Below are 15,114 nucleotides of genomic sequence, written 5' to 3'. Positions count from 1 at the left end.
TCTACGGCCGGCTTTCGCCCATAATCGTGGTTTTCGCCGCCACACAGATCCCGCAGGAGCCCCATGGAGCAATTTCGCAATATCGGCATCATCGGTCGCCTGGGCAGTTCCCAGGTGCTGGATACCGTCCGCCGACTGAAACGGTTTCTGCTCGATCGTCACCTGCACGTGATCCTCGAAGACACCATTGCCGAAGTGCTGCCAGGGCACGGCCTGCAAACCTCGTCGCGCAAGATGCTCGGCGAAGTCTGCGACATGGTCATTGTGGTCGGTGGTGACGGCAGTCTGCTCGGTGCCGCCCGGGCGTTGGCCAGGCACAATATTCCGGTGCTCGGCATCAACCGGGGCAGCCTGGGTTTCCTGACCGACATTCGCCCGGATGAGCTGGAAACCAAGGTCGCCGAAGTACTGGATGGCCATTATCTGGTGGAAAACCGCTTCCTGCTGCAGGCTGAAGTCCGCCGTCATGGCGAGGCCATCGGTCAGGGCGATGCCTTGAACGATGTGGTGCTGCACCCTGGCAAATCCACGCGAATGATCGAGTTCGAGCTGTACATTGATGGCCAGTTCGTCTGCAGCCAGAAGGCCGACGGCCTGATCGTCGCCACGCCGACCGGCTCCACCGCTTACGCGCTGTCGGCGGGCGGACCGATCATGCATCCCAAGCTTGACGCTATTGTGATTGTGCCGATGTACCCCCATACCTTGTCAGGTAGGCCGATTGTGGTCGATGGCAACAGTGAGCTGAAGATCGTCGTGTCCAAGGATATGCAGATTTACCCGCAAGTCTCGTGTGACGGGCAGAACCACTTTACCTGCGCGCCCGGCGACACCATCACGGTCAGTAAAAAAGCCCAGAAACTGCGGCTGATACACCCGCTCGACCACAACTACTATGAAGTCTGCCGGACCAAACTCGGCTGGGGCAGCAAGCTGGGGGGTGGAGGCGACTGATGCTCGATCCCGCGCGTAGCTACGACCTGATCGGTGACGTGCATGGTTGCGCTCTGACCCTGGAGCACTTGCTCGACCGACTCGGTTATCACAAGCAGGGTGGCGTCTGGCGACATGCCTCGCGCATGGCGGTGTTCGTCGGCGACATCATTGATCGCGGCCCGCGGATTCGCGAGGCACTGCACATCGTTCACGACATGGTCGAGGCCGGTCAGGCCCTGTGCATCATGGGCAACCATGAGTTCAACGCGCTGGGCTGGGCGACGCCGGCGCTGCCGGGCAGTGGCAAGCAGTTCGTGCGCGAGCACACGCCGCGCCATGCCCGCCTGCTGCATGAAACCCTGACCCAGTTCGAACACCATCCAGGTGACTGGCACGACTTCCAGCAGTGGTTCTATGAGCTGCCATTGTTCGTTGATGCCGGACGTTTTCGCGTGGTCCACGCCTGTTGGGATGCCGGGCTGATCGAGCCGCTGCGGGCGTTGTTCCCCAACGGTTGCGTCGACGAGCCATTTCTCCAGGCGTCGGCGCAGCCGGGTTCGTTTGCCTGCACCGTATTCGACCGGCTGCTGCGCGGCACGGACATGCGCTTGCCCCATGGCCTGACCATGACCAGTGGCGATGGTTTGGTGCGTTCGTTCTTCCGCACCAAGTTCTGGGAAGACGATCCGAAAACCTACGGTGACATCGTGTTCCAGCCGGATGCGCTGCCGGAACCCGTGGCCCGGACGCCGCTGTCGTCCACCGAAAAGAACAATTTGCTGCGCTATGGCATCGATGAGCCCCTGCTTTTCGTTGGCCATTACTGGCGCAGCGGCGAGCCGGCACCGATCCGGCCGAACCTGGCCTGTCTGGATTACAGCGCGGTGCTGTACGGCAAACTGGTTGCCTATCGGCTGGATCAGGAAACCCGCCTGGATCCGCATAAATTCGTCTGGGTCGATGTCGAGCGGCCGGAGGTGCTGCAATGAGTGCTGTAGCGGTATTGCGTCTGCCATTGGCGGTGGACTTGAGCGGGTTCGTCACGCTGCTCAAACGCATGCAAGTGCCTCATCGGGTCAGCGAGGAAGCGGGCGAGCAGGTGCTGTGGGTGCCAGACAACATCAGCGAAGACGTGCGCGCGCTGTACGAACGCTTTCCGGCGGGCGATCCCGACCAGCAACTGGACATCCCGGTGGCGCAGACCATCAAGCGTCCGGGGTTCGTCGAACAATTGAAATACGCCAGGGCCACCGCGCTGGTGCTGTTGCTGAGCGTGATCGTCGGGGCAGTGACCTTGCTCGGCGACAACCTTGAAACGATGCGCTGGCTGACCTTCCTCGAGTTCCGTGTGGTCGGCGAATACCTGCACTTCACGCCACTGGCCGACAGCCTGGCGGCGGGGCAGTGGTGGCGCCTGTTCACGCCGATGCTGATCCACTTCGGCATCCTGCACCTGGCGATGAACGGCATGTGGTACTGGGAACTGGGGCGGCGCATCGAGTCGCGCCAGGGCAGTATCAACCTGATCGGCCTGACCTTGCTGTTCAGCCTGGTGTCCAACTACTTCCAGTACTACATAAGCGGTCCGACCTTGTTCGGTGGCTTGTCCGGCGTACTGTACGGCCTGCTTGGGCATTGCTGGATCTTCCAGCTGCTGGCGCCGAACCCGGCTTATCGCCTGCCGCGTGGCGTGCTGGTGATGATGCTGGTGTGGTTGCTGCTGTGCCTGTCCGGGCTGGTCTCGATGATCGGCTTCGGCGAAATCGCCAACGCGGCCCATGTCAGCGGGTTACTCATCGGATGCTTCACCGGTTTGTTGGGCGGTTTGTATAACCGCCGTAAACTGGCCGCCTAATTCAGACATGCAATAAAGAGCACGGAGACCTGATGTCCTCTTTCAACGAAATGATCCAAAATATCACCCCCGATATCTACGAGAGCCTGAAGCTGGCCGTGGAAATCGGCAAATGGTCCGACGGTGGCAAACTCACCGCCGAACAACGCGAGCTGTCGTTGCAGGCCATGATCGCCTGGGAAATCCAGAACCTGCCAGAGGACCAGCGTACCGGCTACATGGGGCCGCAGGAATGTGCGTCGAAGTCGATCGAAGTGCCGAATATCCTGTTCAAGTCGGATGCCATCCATTGATCGAGATTGGCCGCGGTGCAATCAGCAAAATGTCGGCGCGCCTTGACGGGCCGAACGTGCAGTACGCTTTCCGTCTTGGCGAAACCGAGGTCCCGGTCAATCCGTTGATCGGCACCACGGTACGCCTGGAATACCTGGGTGCGATTCACTGCATCCATTGCGGACGCAAGACCAAAACCAGTTTCAGCCAGGGTTACTGCTACCCCTGCATGACCAAGCTGGCCCAGTGCGACGTGTGCATCATGAGCCCGGAGCGCTGCCACTTCGACGCCGGCACCTGCCGCGAGCCCGAATGGGGCGAGAAGTTCTGCATGACCGATCACGTGGTGTACCTGGCCAACTCGTCGGGGGTGAAAGTCGGGATTACCCGTGCCACCCAGTTGCCGACCCGCTGGCTCGACCAGGGGGCCAGCCAGGCCTTGCCGATCATGCGCGTCTCGACCCGGCAACAGTCCGGTTTCGTCGAGGACCTGTTCCGTAGCCAGGTGGCCGACAAGACCAATTGGCGTGCATTGCTCAAGGGCGATGCGGCGGCCGTGAACCTGGCCGAGATCCGCGATCAGTTGTTCGACAGCTGCGCCGAAGGCCTGCTGGGGCTGCAGCAACGATTTGGCTTGCAGGCGATCCAGGCGGTTACCGATGTCGAACCGCTGGAAATCCGCTACCCGATCGAGCACTACCCGGCGAAGATCGTCAGCTTCAACCTGGACAAGAACCCGATTGCCGAAGGCACGCTGATGGGGGTCAAGGGCCAGTACTTGATCTTCGACACCGGCGTGATCAACATTCGTAAATACACGGCTTACCAGCTCGCCGTGCATCAGTAAGGACTCCAGCATGCGCACCGAACAACCGAAGATGATTTACCTGAAGGACTATCAGGCACCCGAGTACCTGATCGACGAAACACACCTGACCTTCGAGTTGTTCGAGGACCACAGCCTGGTCCATGCGCAACTGGTGATGCGCCGCAATCCCGAGCGTGGCCCGGGGCTGCCGCCGCTGGTACTGGACGGCCAGCAGCTGGAGCTGTTGTCGGTCACTTTGGCCGACCGTGAACTGGGTGCCGCCGACTACCAGTTGACTGAAAACCACCTGACCCTGCACCCGACCAGCACCACTTTCACGGTCGACACCAGCGTCAGGATCCATCCGGAAACCAACACCGCGCTGGAAGGCCTGTACAAGTCCGGCACGATGTTCTGCACGCAGTGCGAGGCCGAAGGCTTTCGCAAGATCACCTATTACCTCGACCGTCCGGACGTGATGAGCACCTTCAGCACCACGGTCGTTGCCGAGCAACACAGCTATCCGGTGCTGCTGTCCAACGGCAACCCGATTGCTTCCGGTCCTGGCGAAGACGGCCGGCACTGGGCGACCTGGGAAGACCCGTTCAAGAAGCCGGCGTACCTGTTTGCGCTGGTGGCCGGTGACCTGTGGTGCGTCGAAGACAGCTTCACCACCATGAGCGAGCGCACTGTGGCGCTGCGCATTTACGTCGAGCCGGAAAACATCGACAAGTGCCAGCACGCCATGAACAGCCTGAAGAAGTCCATGCGCTGGGACGAAGAGGTCTATGGTCGCGAATACGACCTGGACATCTTCATGATCGTCGCCGTGAATGACTTCAACATGGGCGCCATGGAGAACAAGGGCCTCAACATCTTCAACTCCAGCGCCGTGCTGGCCAAGGCCGAAACCGCCACTGACGCCGCGCACCAGCGGGTCGAGGCGATCGTCGCCCACGAATACTTCCACAACTGGTCGGGCAACCGCGTGACCTGCCGCGACTGGTTCCAGTTGTCGCTCAAGGAAGGCTTCACCGTGTTCCGCGATGCCGGTTTCTCCTCGGACATGAACTCGGCCACGGTCAAGCGCATCCAGGACGTGGCGTACCTGCGCACCCACCAGTTCGCCGAAGACGCTGGCCCCATGGCTCACGCCGTGCGCCCGGACAGCTTCATCGAGATTTCCAACTTCTACACCCTGACCGTGTATGAAAAGGGCTCGGAAGTGGTCGGCATGATCCACACCCTGCTCGGTGCCGAAGGCTTCCGCAAAGGCAGCGACCTGTACTTCGAACGCCATGACGGCCAGGCGGTGACCTGCGACGACTTCATCAAGGCCATGGAAGATGCCAATGGCGTCGACCTGACCCAGTTCAAGCGCTGGTACAGCCAGGCCGGTACACCGCGCCTGGTGGTGAGCGAGTCCTACGACGCTGCGGCGAAAACCTACAGCCTGACCTTCCGCCAGAGCTGCCCGCAGACCCCGGACAAGGTTGAAAAACTGCCGTTCGTGATTCCGGTCGAACTGGGGCTGCTGGATGCCAAAGGGGCAGCGATTGCCCTGCGTCTGTCCGGTGAGGCTGCCGCGCAAGGCACCTCGCGGGTCATTTCCGTGACCGAGGCCGAGCAGACCTTTACCTTCGTCGACATCACCGAACAACCGTTGCCTTCGTTGCTGCGTGGTTTCTCGGCGCCGGTGAAACTGAGCTTCCCGTACAACCGTGACCAGTTGATGTTCCTGATGCAGCACGACAGCGACGGTTTCAACCGCTGGGATGCCGGCCAGCAATTGTCGGTGCAGGTGCTGCAAGAGTTGATCGCCCAACAGCAGAAGGGCGAAGCGCTGGTACTCGATCAGCGTCTGGTGTCGGCGCTGCGCACGGTACTCGCGGATGAGTCGCTGGATCAGGCGATGGTGGCGGAAATGCTGTCGCTGCCGAGCGAGGCGTACCTGACCGAAATCAGCGAAGTGGCGGATGTCGAAGCGATTCACACCGCTCGCGAGTTTGCCCGCAAGCAACTGGCTGACGCGTTGTTCGAAGGCCTGTGGCTGCGTTACCAGGCTAATCGCGAGTTGTCGAAGCAGACGCCGTATGTGGCCGAAGCCGGGCATTTTGCCCGTCGTGCCCTGCAGAACATCGCGCTGTCGTACCTGATGCTCAGCGGCAAGCCGGAGGTTTTGGCGGCGACACTGGAGCAGTTCGAGGCGTGCGACAACATGACCGAGCGCCTGACTGCACTCGCCGTGCTGGTCAATTCGCCGTTCGAAGCCGAGAAGGCCAAGGCGCTGGCCAGTTTCGCCGAGCACTTCATGGACAACCCGCTGGTCATGGATCAGTGGTTCAGTGTCCAGGCGGGCAGTGTGTTGCCGGGTGGTCTGGAGAGGGTTCGTCAGTTGATGCAGCATCCTGCGTTTAACATCAAGAATCCGAACAAGGTCCGGGCGCTGTTCGGTGCGTTTGCCGGGCAGAACCTGATCAACTTCCATGCGGCGGATGGTTCCGGGTATCGCTTCCTCGCGGATCTGGTGATCGAGCTGAACGGTTTCAATCCGCAGATTGCTTCTCGGCAGTTGGCGCCTTTGACTCGCTGGCGCAAGTATGACGATGGGCGTCAGGCCTTGATGAAAGGGGAGCTTGAGCGGATTCGGGCCTCGGGGCAGTTGTCCAGTGATGTGTTTGAGGTGGTCAGCAAGAGTTTGGCTTGATCCTGGCTTTTGAACTTGGCGGCCTTTGGGCCGACCAGGTTCTTGGTTGATGGCGTACATATCCGTTTCTGCGGTAACGGCGGCTTAGGGTTTCGCCCTTACGGCGACTCACTTTTTTTACAAGCGCCTAAAAAAAGTACGCAAAAAAACGCTCGCCCCGAACGTCCGGCCCCTCGCCAAGGCTCGGGGTTCCTTCGCTCCGGCATTCATCCGGGGGCATTGCCCTCCGGTCGGCTGCGCGCGACCTACATGCAATGGGTTCGACTGCGTCGAACGGCGCTGCGCGCCCATCCCCGGATGAACACCTCCGCTCAGCCTGCCGAGGGGGCGGGTGGATCAAGATCAAGAGCGACAGGCGAGCTAACGCTAGGCCTGCTCTTCTCTTCTGTAGGAGCGAGCTTGCTCGCGATGGACGTCAACGATGACACGGGCTGTCTGAATCCCCGTGGTGTCCCGGCGTTTTTCGCGAGCAGGCTCGCTCCTACAGGGGAAGGCATTCAATTGCGATCAGGTCGGCTGTCAGGCCGCCTCGCTTTTGCTTTGGCTTTTGATCTGCTTGCCCCATCGAGAGGCCGAGCGCAGGTTCTGCGCAGTGAGCAACCCGGCATGGATGCCGGGTTAGCCGCGTACGGCCATGGATGGCCGATCGCGGCGGGCCCACGGAGCAGGACCGGAGCGAGGGAATGCCGAGCCTTGGCGAGGCACCGAACGAAAGGGGCAAGAGCCCTTGGTTACTTGGGGCTTTTCCAAGTAACCCGCCGTAAAGGCGGAACCGTTAGCGGCCGTGACCGCAGAAACGGATATGCACACCGAACACCGAACACCGAACACCGAACACCGAACACCGAACACCGAACACCGAACACCGAACACCGAACACCGCAATCACCCCACCTGATACCCAATCATTCAGAACACCCCCCCATCCCCGCCGGTTAACAAAACATAACGTGGCGTCGATTGTCAGACATTAAAAAACACCGATAGGATAGGCCAGCTTCCGAAGGGGCTCTGGATTGCGGGTTTCAGGACCATGCTCTGAAACAGCCAGTCCAGACACGTACCCTTGCGGCGCCCAGAAAGGTTGAACGACCTAACAATAATAATGGGGGAAGGTCTATGAGTGAGCCTGTCATGGGTGTGGGTATCTGCCGCCCGCCGGCACTGCGCAAATTCGCATTGCTGGCCACAGCGCTCTCGCTGTTGGGCTCTGCCATGCTGTCGGCACCTGCGCTGGCCGCGGCGGCGCCAGCATCCGACGTTGTTTATTCCATTGAATCTGCCAAGGCTGCCAAAAGCCTGATGCTCGATGTCGTCCACGCCGGCAAGCGCCTGGTGGCGGTCGGGGATCGTGGGCACATCCTGTATTCCGATGACCAGGGCGCCACCTGGACCCAGGCCAAGGTCCCGACCCGGGCCCTGCTGACGTCGGTGTTCTTTGTCGATGACAAGCACGGCTGGGCCGTCGGCCACGACGCGCAGATCCTCGCCAGCGAGGACGGCGGTACGACCTGGACCCGGCAATTCGAAGATCTGAAACGCGAATCGCCACTGCTCGACGTCTGGTTCAAGGACGTCAACAGCGGCTTTGCCGTGGGCGCCTACGGCTCGCTGATGGAAACCACCGACGGTGGCAAGCATTGGGAAGACGCCAGTGATCGCCTGGACAACGAAGACCAATACCACCTGAACGCGATTGCGTCGGTCAAGGATGCCGGGCTGTTCATCGTCGGCGAGCAGGGCAGCATGTTCCGCTCCGCGGACTGGGGCCAGACCTGGGAGAAGCTTGAAGGTCCGTACGAAGGCTCGCTGTTTGGCGTGATCGGTACGGCGCAGCCCAATACGCTGCTGGCCTACGGACTGCGCGGCAATCTTTACCGTTCCACGGATTTCGGCAGCACCTGGGAGCAAGTCGAGCTCAAGGCCGAACGTGGCGACCTGGAGTTCGGGCTGTCCGGCGGCACGCTGCTCGACGATGGTTCCATCGTGATCGTCGGCAACGGCGGTTCGGTGATTCGCAGCAGCGACGATGGCGAAACCTTCAAGGTGGTCAACCGCCCGGACCGTATTTCCGTCTCGGCAGTGGCTGCGGCAGGCAATGGCAATCTGGTTCTGGCCGGGCAGGGCGGCGTTCGCGTCACTTCGCCGAACGGCACCGAGTCGGGCAAATGAGCCAGGTTAATAATAAGAAGGCGGGGCTATGACTTCCTTGAGTACTCATCACCAGGACAAGGCGACGTTCCTCGAGCGCCTGATCTTCAACAACCGCCCGGCAGTGATCACGATCTGCCTGCTGGTCAGCGTCTTCCTGTTCTGGCAGGCCACGCTGATTCGTCCGTCCACCAGTTTCGAAAAAATGATTCCGCTGGAGCATCCCTTCATCCAGAAGATGATGGAGCACCGCAATGACCTGACGAACCTGGGCAATACCGTAAGGATTTCGGTGGAGGCCACCGACGGCGACATTTTCTCCAAGGAGTACATGGAGACATTGCGTCAGATCAACGACGAGGTGTTCTACATCTCCGGTGTCGACCGTTCCGGCCTCAAGTCGCTGTGGAGCCCCAGCGTTCGCTGGACCGAAGTGACGGAAGAGGGCTTCGCCGGCGGTGAAGTGATTCCGCAGAGCTACAACGGTTCCCAGGCCAGCCTCGACCTGTTGCGCAACAACGTGCTCAAGTCCGGGCAGATCGGGCGTCTGGTGGCCAACGACTTCAAGTCGAGCATCGTCGATATCCCATTGCTGGAGTCCTACCCGGACCCGCAAGACCAGGGCAAGTTGCTGGCGCTGGACTATCGCAAGTTCTCCCATGAGCTTGAAGACAAGATCCGCACCAAGTTCGAAGTGCAGAACCCGAACGTGAAGATCCACATCGTCGGTTTCGCCAAGAAAGTCGGCGACCTGATCGATGGCCTGGTGATGGTGGTGATGTTCTTCGGTATCGCCTTCGTCATCACCCTGATCCTCCTGCTGTGGTTCACCAATTGCCTGCGCAGTACTGTCGCCGTGTTGAGTACGACGCTGGTGGCGGTGGTCTGGCAACTGGGGTTGATGCACTTCTTCGGCTTCGGGCTCGATCCCTATTCGATGCTGGTGCCGTTCCTGATCTTCGCCATCGGTATTTCCCACGGCGTACAGAAGATCAACGGCATCGCCCTGCAATCGAGTGAGGCGGACAACGCCCTGACGGCGGCGCGCCGGACTTTCCGTCAATTGTTCCTGCCGGGGATGATCGCGATCCTCGCCGATGCCGTGGGTTTCATCACGCTGCTGATCATCGATATCGGTGTGATCCGTGAGCTGGCGATTGGCGCGTCCATCGGCGTGGCGGTGATCGTGTTCACCAACCTGATCCTGCTGCCGGTGGCGATTTCCTATGTCGGCATCAGCAAGCGTGCCGTGGCCCGCAGCAAGAAAGACGCAACCCGCGAACATCCGTTCTGGCGCCTGCTGGCGAATTTCGCCAGCGCCAAAGTCGCACCGGTTTCCATTCTGCTGGCGCTGATCGCCTTTGGTGGCGGGCTCTGGTACAGCCAGAACCTGAAGATCGGCGACCTCGACCAGGGTGCCCCGGAGCTGCGTCCGGACTCGCGCTACAACAAGGACAACAACTTCATCATCAACAACTACTCCACCAGTTCCGATGTGTTGGTGGTGATGGTCAAGACCAAGGCCGAAGGGTGCTCGCGCTACGAAGCCATGGCGCCGATCGATGAGTTGATGTGGAAGATGCAGAACACCGAGGGCGTGCAATCGGCGATCTCGCTGGTGACTGTGTCCAAGCAGATGATCAAGGGCATGAACGAGGGCAACCTGAAGTGGGAAACCCTGTCGCGCAACCCTGATGTGCTGAACAACTCCATTGCCCGCGCCGACGGCCTGTACAACAACAGCTGCTCCCTGGCGCCGGTGCTGGTGTTCCTCAACGATCACAAGGCCGAAACCCTGGATCGCGCGGTGCACGCGGTGCAGGAGTTCGCCAGGGAAAACAACAAGGAAGGCCTGGAGTTCATCCTCGCGGCGGGTAACGCAGGTATCGAGGCGGCCACCAACGAGGTGATCAAGAAGTCCGAGCTGACCATCCTGATCCTGGTGTACATCTGCGTTGCGGTCATGTGCATGATCACCTTCCGCTCCTGGGCGGCGACCTTGTGCATCGTGCTGCCGCTGGTGCTGACCTCGGTACTCGGCAACGCCCTGATGGCCTTCATGGGTATCGGCGTGAAAGTCGCGACCCTGCCGGTCGTGGCGCTTGGGGTGGGGATCGGTGTGGACTACGGCATCTACATCTACAGCCGCCTGGAAAGCTTCCTGCGTGCCGGCCTGCCGCTGCAAGAGGCGTACTACCAGACGCTGAAGTCCACCGGCAAGGCCGTGCTGTTCACCGGCCTGTGCCTGGCCATCGGCGTGTGCACCTGGATCTTCTCGGCCATCAAGTTCCAGGCCGACATGGGGCTGATGCTGACCTTCATGCTGTTGTGGAACATGTTCGGTGCGCTGTGGCTGTTGCCGGCACTGGCGCGGTTCCTGATCAAGCCTGAGAAGTTGGCGGGGCAGAAGGGCAACTCGTTGTTCGCCCACTGATCCAGGCTGAAATGAAAAAGCCGCAACCTCAGGGTTGCGGCTTTTTTTTGCCTGACGGATTTACACTAGAACCTGTGGGAGCGGGCTTGCCCGCGATGACGGCCTGACATTCAATAATTGTGTCGCCTGACACTCCACCATCGCTGGCAAGCCAGCTCCCACAGGGGCCTGTGTTGGTCAGGCTGGATCGCTACCCAGCACCACATTCAACGCACTGCGCGCATCATCCAGCTGCACCAGCGTCGCATGCCGCGCGCCGAGGGCGTCGCGGTTTTCGATGGCGGTCAGGATCGCCTTGTGCCGGGGCAGCGCCAGTTCATGCAGGTTCGGTCGCTGGTTCGAATGCTTCAGGGCTTCGGCGATAGCCACCGAGAGCATGTTGCACAAATTGGCCAGCAAGTCGTTGTGCGTGGCATCGGCGATACGACTGTGGAAGTCCAGGTCAGGCTGCAACAACGCCTCTGGCGTCGGCGCGGCTTCCATGCGCTGGTAGGCTTCACCGATGGAAGCAATGTCCGCTTCGGTGGCGAATTGTGCGGCGAGGGCGGCAGCGGCCGGTTCGATGATGCTGCGCACGCTGGTCAGCAGGTCGAAAAACTGACTCTGCGGACTGCTCTGCATCAACCAGTGCAGCACGTCCGGGTCGAGCATGTGCCATTCCTTGCGCGGCTTGACCACGGTTCCGACGCGCGGGCGGGAGTACACCAGGCCCTTGGCAACCAGTACCCGGGTGGCTTCACGCAGTACCGGTCGGCTGACCGCATATTCTTCGCACAACAGCGCTTCGGCGGGCAGTTTGTCGTCCGGCAGGAAACGTCCCGAGACGATCTGCATCCCCAGTTCCTGGACGATGCGCGAGTGCATGCTTTTGCGGTCGGAGGGTTTGCGGTAATCCATGGGGAACGGCGCGGTCCTGTGCGATGAGGTGTCGCGCATGATAGCAGGCGCGCAGAGGGAGGCCGCCAGAGCCTAAACTGTAGGAGCGAGCTTGCTCGCGATAATCCTGAGACTGCCGTGGGGTGTCAGGTTCCCCGCGTTATCGTTGAAGTCCATCGCGAGCAAGCTCGCTCCCACAGGTTGGCCATTCCATATGAGGGGGAATGCGGTGCCATGAGCTATCATTGCGGTTTTCCCACCCAAAGATTGACTGCCATGACTGCCGTAACCGACACCCTGCTCAATGCCCTCGAACACTGTGGAATGGTGGAAATCGACGGGCTGCATGCCTTCGAATTCGCCCTCGATGTCGATGACAACCTGCATATCGAGTGCATGGACGGCCGCGCAGCCAAGCACTGGGAGTTCACCCCGGCGCAGGTTCAGGCGGCGACATATCACGCCTCGCTGCAAAGCTGGTTGATTATCGGTGATTCCGGCGAACACCGGCTGGTCTGCCTGGGCGATGTCGTCAGCGGTGACAACGATGACGATGAAGCTGAGGATGAATAAACTCTGGCCGCTGCTGATGGCCGGCAGTATCGGTGCGATGGGGGTTCAGGCTGCGTCCGCCGACGACTATCAACTGCTCGTAGGCTCCTACACCGCCGGTCAAAGCCAGGGCATCTACCGCCTGGCTTTCGACAGCAGCACCGGGCAGATCAACTCCCAGCCCCTGCAGGTGATCAAGAGCGAAAACCCTTCGTGGCTGACCCTGTCGAAGGACCAGCGACGCCTGTTCGTGGTCAATGAAAACGGCCCCGGCCAGGCGGATCCGGTAGGGCGTGTCAGCAGTTACGCCATCGATCCCAAGACCCATGCACTGAGCCCGATCAACCAGGTGCAAAGCCTGGGCAACGAGCCGACTCACTCCAGTCTCAGCGCCGATGGCAGCCACTTGTTTGTCAGCAATTACTCGGTGGCCGAAGATCCGGGCGGCACCCTCGCGGTATTGCCGGTGGCCGCCGATGGCAAGCTCGAACCCGTGGTGCAGATGAGCAGCCACCCGGCGAGCCGGATCAATCCCGAACGCCAGGCCTCGGCCCACGTGCATTCGACCATTCCGTCGCCGGACGGCAGATACGTGTTCTCCAACGATCTGGGCGCCGACAAGGTGTTTGCCTACCGCTTCGACCCCAAGGCCAACCCGGAACTGCCTTTGACCCCGGCCACCCCGGCATTCGTGCAGTTGCCGCCGGGCAGTGGGCCGCGCCACTTACTGTTCAGCGCCGACGGCAAACACGCCTGGCTGACCATGGAAATGAGCGCCCAGGTGGCGGTGTTCGATTACCACGACGGCCGACTCGAGCAGACTCAGATGGTCGATCTGGCCGCCGGGCAACCGGTTTCAGACAAGGCTGCGGCGGCGCTGCATGCCTCAGCTGACGGCAAGTTCCTCTACGTCAGCAACCGTGGCACGGCCAATGAACTGCTGGTGTTTGCGATTGATCCGGCCACCGGCCACCTCAACGAGCTGCAGCGCCGGGCGGTGGAGGGCGATCATCCGCGGGAATTCTGCCTCGATCCGAGCGGCCGTTTCCTGTTGATCGCCAACCAGAAGAGCAACCAGATTGTCGTCGTCGAACGCGATGCCAAGACCGGTTTGCTGGGCAAGACCGTGCAAAAACTGCCGATGGACGCGCCGAGCGACCTCGGGTTTCTGCTGCGTCAATAAGCCGCAGGCCCCGGTTCATGGGGCCTGCCTGCTTTTATCAATGACGCTGATATCTGGTACTGCTACAAAGCATTTCAAGGCATCAACCCTCGAGGGTTAAGTTTGCTTCACGGCCCCACCGGGCAAGCAAGCCAACTGAATCCGAGGAATACCGCCATGAACTTCAACATCTTCTCTGTCATCGCCGCATCCGCCATTTCTGCCACCGTTGCACTGCCAGCCAGTGCCAACGTTGAAATCAGCGACAAAAAAGCCCACACCCAGAGCTACACCCAGAAGTACCTGCAACAGAGCGCCAACTTCTACGCCGCGCTGGATCACAAAACCCAAGCCTGAACGTTCACCCCCTACCTTTATGCAGGAGCGAAGTCACTGATGATCGAAGACCCTTGTGTTGTAAATCCGAGTGTCGAAAACGATCAGAGTGATGTCGCTCCTGCATAACGCATTTACGACAGTATCAAGTTGCTATCAATGCAGTGCTTGATATCACATCGCCACGCGTTTAAATTGACGCTGATTTTTTGACTCCTCCTCACGGCAAGGATCGGCAGCATGGTGACGCGTCTGGCATTGGTTCTTCTGTTTCTCTACTCCACCCCCATTCTGTCGGCAACCGACCCTGTCCCGGGGGAGTCGGATGCTGCCCGCGAACGCTCGATTAGTTTTATTGAAGACTGAAATAGTCTGGCTCAATGATCAACGAGACTGATGGTCACTATGGATAACCCTGAGTGGTTACCCAGGCTTTTTTGATCGATTCTGTGGGCATTGAAACATGCCTGCGGAGAACATCATGGCCAGCGCAATTCTCACTTCTGCCAAACACGGCGCCTATGTGGCGATCGGTCTTTACCTGGCCATGGTGCTGGTGGTCAGCCTTTCAGCCCAGTCGCAATCCAATTTCGAAGCACCGATCCAGGTCGCTCATCCCGGCATCCAGTTTGAACACCGTGCGCAAAGCGCAAGCGTCGATCAGGCTGAACTCGCAGGAGTCGTCGGCGCATGAAAGGGCACAGACTTTGGGTCATCGCCTTCCTGGCGTTCATGACCAACGGATCCTCCCTGTTGGGGATCGGACAGGGCTCGGCGGGTTCGGTGGCACGGGCCATCGAAGCCAACCACAACATTTCCCGCAACATCGAAAACGCCAACGCCCAGGGCATGCTGGCCGGCAATCCGCCGATCAGGAGTGAAGGCGTGGCTTTCGGCCCGTTCCAGGTCGATTGTTCGGCCCTCGGGATGTGTGGGGTGCTGGCCTGAATCTTCGACACATCACGGACCCTTGTAGGAGCCAGCCTGCTGGCGATGGCGTATCAGGCACCACAGCGTCAATTGA

15 protein-coding genes are annotated in these 15,114 nt (G+C 60.3%); 14 read left to right on the top strand and 1 reads right to left on the bottom strand.

Annotated features, from left to right (window positions below):
- Positions 1-63: 63 nt before the first annotated feature.
- The 8 genes from ACEN8E_RS16295 to ACEN8E_RS16260 all read left to right on the top strand — a co-directional run bounded on the left by ACEN8E_RS16295 (position 64) and on the right by ACEN8E_RS16260 (position 11,164).
- Positions 64-954 (top strand): NAD(+) kinase, encoded by an 891-nt coding sequence (locus tag ACEN8E_RS16295; protein ID WP_057398469.1) that lies wholly within the window; start codon positions 64-66, stop codon positions 952-954.
- The gene (locus tag ACEN8E_RS16290) at positions 954-1,925 is read left to right on the top strand and encodes a metallophosphoesterase (RefSeq protein WP_495588977.1); all 972 of its coding nucleotides are present in this window, start codon (positions 954-956) and stop codon (positions 1,923-1,925) included. The genes ACEN8E_RS16295 and ACEN8E_RS16290 overlap by 1 nt, the downstream gene beginning before the upstream one ends.
- Entirely contained in the window at positions 1,922-2,791 is an 870-nt protein-coding gene (locus ACEN8E_RS16285; protein WP_495588976.1) for a rhomboid family intramembrane serine protease, read from the top strand. Before ACEN8E_RS16290 ends, ACEN8E_RS16285 begins: the two co-directional genes overlap by 4 nt.
- A gap of 32 nt (positions 2,792-2,823) precedes the next feature.
- Entirely contained in the window at positions 2,824-3,084 is a 261-nt protein-coding gene (locus tag ACEN8E_RS16280; RefSeq protein ID WP_007979148.1) for a YeaC family protein, read from the top strand.
- The gene (locus ACEN8E_RS16275; protein ID WP_495588975.1) at positions 3,081-3,911 is read left to right on the top strand and encodes a DUF2797 domain-containing protein; all 831 of its coding nucleotides are present in this window, start codon (positions 3,081-3,083) and stop codon (positions 3,909-3,911) included. The genes ACEN8E_RS16280 and ACEN8E_RS16275 overlap by 4 nt, the downstream gene beginning before the upstream one ends.
- A gap of 10 nt (positions 3,912-3,921) precedes the next feature.
- Positions 3,922-6,579 carry an aminopeptidase N gene (pepN, locus tag ACEN8E_RS16270; RefSeq protein ID WP_495588974.1) on the top strand — a complete coding sequence of 886 codons (2,658 nt, stop codon included), beginning with the start codon at positions 3,922-3,924 and terminating at the stop codon, positions 6,577-6,579.
- A gap of 1,119 nt (positions 6,580-7,698) precedes the next feature.
- The gene (locus tag ACEN8E_RS16265; protein ID WP_495588973.1) at positions 7,699-8,751 is read left to right on the top strand and encodes a WD40/YVTN/BNR-like repeat-containing protein; all 1,053 of its coding nucleotides are present in this window, start codon (positions 7,699-7,701) and stop codon (positions 8,749-8,751) included.
- 28 nt (positions 8,752-8,779) lie between these two features.
- Entirely contained in the window at positions 8,780-11,164 is a 2,385-nt protein-coding gene (locus ACEN8E_RS16260) for an efflux RND transporter permease subunit (RefSeq protein WP_495588972.1), read from the top strand.
- A gap of 177 nt (positions 11,165-11,341) precedes the next feature.
- Here the strand turns inward: ACEN8E_RS16260 and ACEN8E_RS16255 are convergent, their stop codons facing one another.
- A complete protein-coding gene (locus tag ACEN8E_RS16255) occupies positions 11,342-12,061 on the bottom strand; it encodes a FadR/GntR family transcriptional regulator (protein WP_495593338.1) in 720 nt (239 codons plus the stop codon).
- A gap of 213 nt (positions 12,062-12,274) precedes the next feature.
- Here ACEN8E_RS16255 and ACEN8E_RS16250 point away from each other — a divergent pair, with 213 nt between their 5' ends.
- From ACEN8E_RS16250 to ACEN8E_RS16225, 6 genes are all read left to right on the top strand, one after another.
- Positions 12,275-12,613 (top strand): DUF5629 family protein, encoded by a 339-nt coding sequence (locus tag ACEN8E_RS16250; protein ID WP_495588971.1) that lies wholly within the window; start codon positions 12,275-12,277, stop codon positions 12,611-12,613.
- Positions 12,606-13,775, top strand: coding sequence for a lactonase family protein (locus ACEN8E_RS16245; protein WP_495588970.1), 1,170 nt, complete (start codon positions 12,606-12,608; stop codon positions 13,773-13,775). The genes ACEN8E_RS16250 and ACEN8E_RS16245 overlap by 8 nt, the downstream gene beginning before the upstream one ends.
- A 156-nt stretch (positions 13,776-13,931) precedes the next feature.
- Positions 13,932-14,111 (top strand): hypothetical protein, encoded by a 180-nt coding sequence (locus tag ACEN8E_RS16240; RefSeq protein ID WP_007979950.1) that lies wholly within the window; start codon positions 13,932-13,934, stop codon positions 14,109-14,111.
- Between the two features lie 219 nt (positions 14,112-14,330).
- Positions 14,331-14,456, top strand: coding sequence for a hypothetical protein (locus tag ACEN8E_RS16235; RefSeq protein WP_495588969.1), 126 nt, complete (start codon positions 14,331-14,333; stop codon positions 14,454-14,456).
- A gap of 115 nt (positions 14,457-14,571) precedes the next feature.
- Positions 14,572-14,784 carry a hypothetical protein gene (locus tag ACEN8E_RS16230; protein ID WP_495588968.1) on the top strand — a complete coding sequence of 71 codons (213 nt, stop codon included), beginning with the start codon at positions 14,572-14,574 and terminating at the stop codon, positions 14,782-14,784.
- Complete coding sequence (locus ACEN8E_RS16225; protein WP_495588967.1) at positions 14,781-15,038, top strand: hypothetical protein; 258 nt, start codon at positions 14,781-14,783, stop codon at positions 15,036-15,038. Before ACEN8E_RS16230 ends, ACEN8E_RS16225 begins: the two co-directional genes overlap by 4 nt.
- Positions 15,039-15,114: the final 76 nt, after the last annotated feature.

This window comes from Pseudomonas sp. Pseusp9 (genome assembly GCF_059491265.1).
Note: the sequence above shows the minus strand (reverse complement) of the source record. Positions and strands in the feature narration are given on the sequence as shown.

What these genes read in the sequence shown, in the direction of transcription:
- ACEN8E_RS16265 (WP_495588973.1), top strand. Translation starts at nt 7,699, where the DNA reads ATGAGTGAGCCTGTCATGGGTGTGGGTATCTGCCGCCCGCCGGCACTG.
- ACEN8E_RS16280 (WP_007979148.1), top strand. Translation starts at nt 2,824, where the DNA reads ATGTCCTCTTTCAACGAAATGATCCAAAATATCACCCCCGATATCTAC.
- ACEN8E_RS16295 (WP_057398469.1), top strand. Translation starts at nt 64, where the DNA reads ATGGAGCAATTTCGCAATATCGGCATCATCGGTCGCCTGGGCAGTTCC.
- ACEN8E_RS16235 (WP_495588969.1), top strand. Translation starts at nt 14,331, where the DNA reads ATGGTGACGCGTCTGGCATTGGTTCTTCTGTTTCTCTACTCCACCCCC.
- ACEN8E_RS16255 (WP_495593338.1), bottom strand. Translation starts at nt 12,061, where the DNA reads ATGGATTACCGCAAACCCTCCGACCGCAAAAGCATGCACTCGCGCATC.
- ACEN8E_RS16245 (WP_495588970.1), top strand. Translation starts at nt 12,606, where the DNA reads ATGAATAAACTCTGGCCGCTGCTGATGGCCGGCAGTATCGGTGCGATG.
- ACEN8E_RS16290 (WP_495588977.1), top strand. Translation starts at nt 954, where the DNA reads ATGCTCGATCCCGCGCGTAGCTACGACCTGATCGGTGACGTGCATGGT.
- ACEN8E_RS16225 (WP_495588967.1), top strand. Translation starts at nt 14,781, where the DNA reads ATGAAAGGGCACAGACTTTGGGTCATCGCCTTCCTGGCGTTCATGACC.
- ACEN8E_RS16260 (WP_495588972.1), top strand. Translation starts at nt 8,780, where the DNA reads ATGACTTCCTTGAGTACTCATCACCAGGACAAGGCGACGTTCCTCGAG.
- ACEN8E_RS16250 (WP_495588971.1), top strand. Translation starts at nt 12,275, where the DNA reads ATGAGCTATCATTGCGGTTTTCCCACCCAAAGATTGACTGCCATGACT.
- ACEN8E_RS16240 (WP_007979950.1), top strand. Translation starts at nt 13,932, where the DNA reads ATGAACTTCAACATCTTCTCTGTCATCGCCGCATCCGCCATTTCTGCC.
- ACEN8E_RS16285 (WP_495588976.1), top strand. Translation starts at nt 1,922, where the DNA reads ATGAGTGCTGTAGCGGTATTGCGTCTGCCATTGGCGGTGGACTTGAGC.
- pepN (WP_495588974.1), top strand. Translation starts at nt 3,922, where the DNA reads ATGCGCACCGAACAACCGAAGATGATTTACCTGAAGGACTATCAGGCA.
- ACEN8E_RS16230 (WP_495588968.1), top strand. Translation starts at nt 14,572, where the DNA reads ATGGCCAGCGCAATTCTCACTTCTGCCAAACACGGCGCCTATGTGGCG.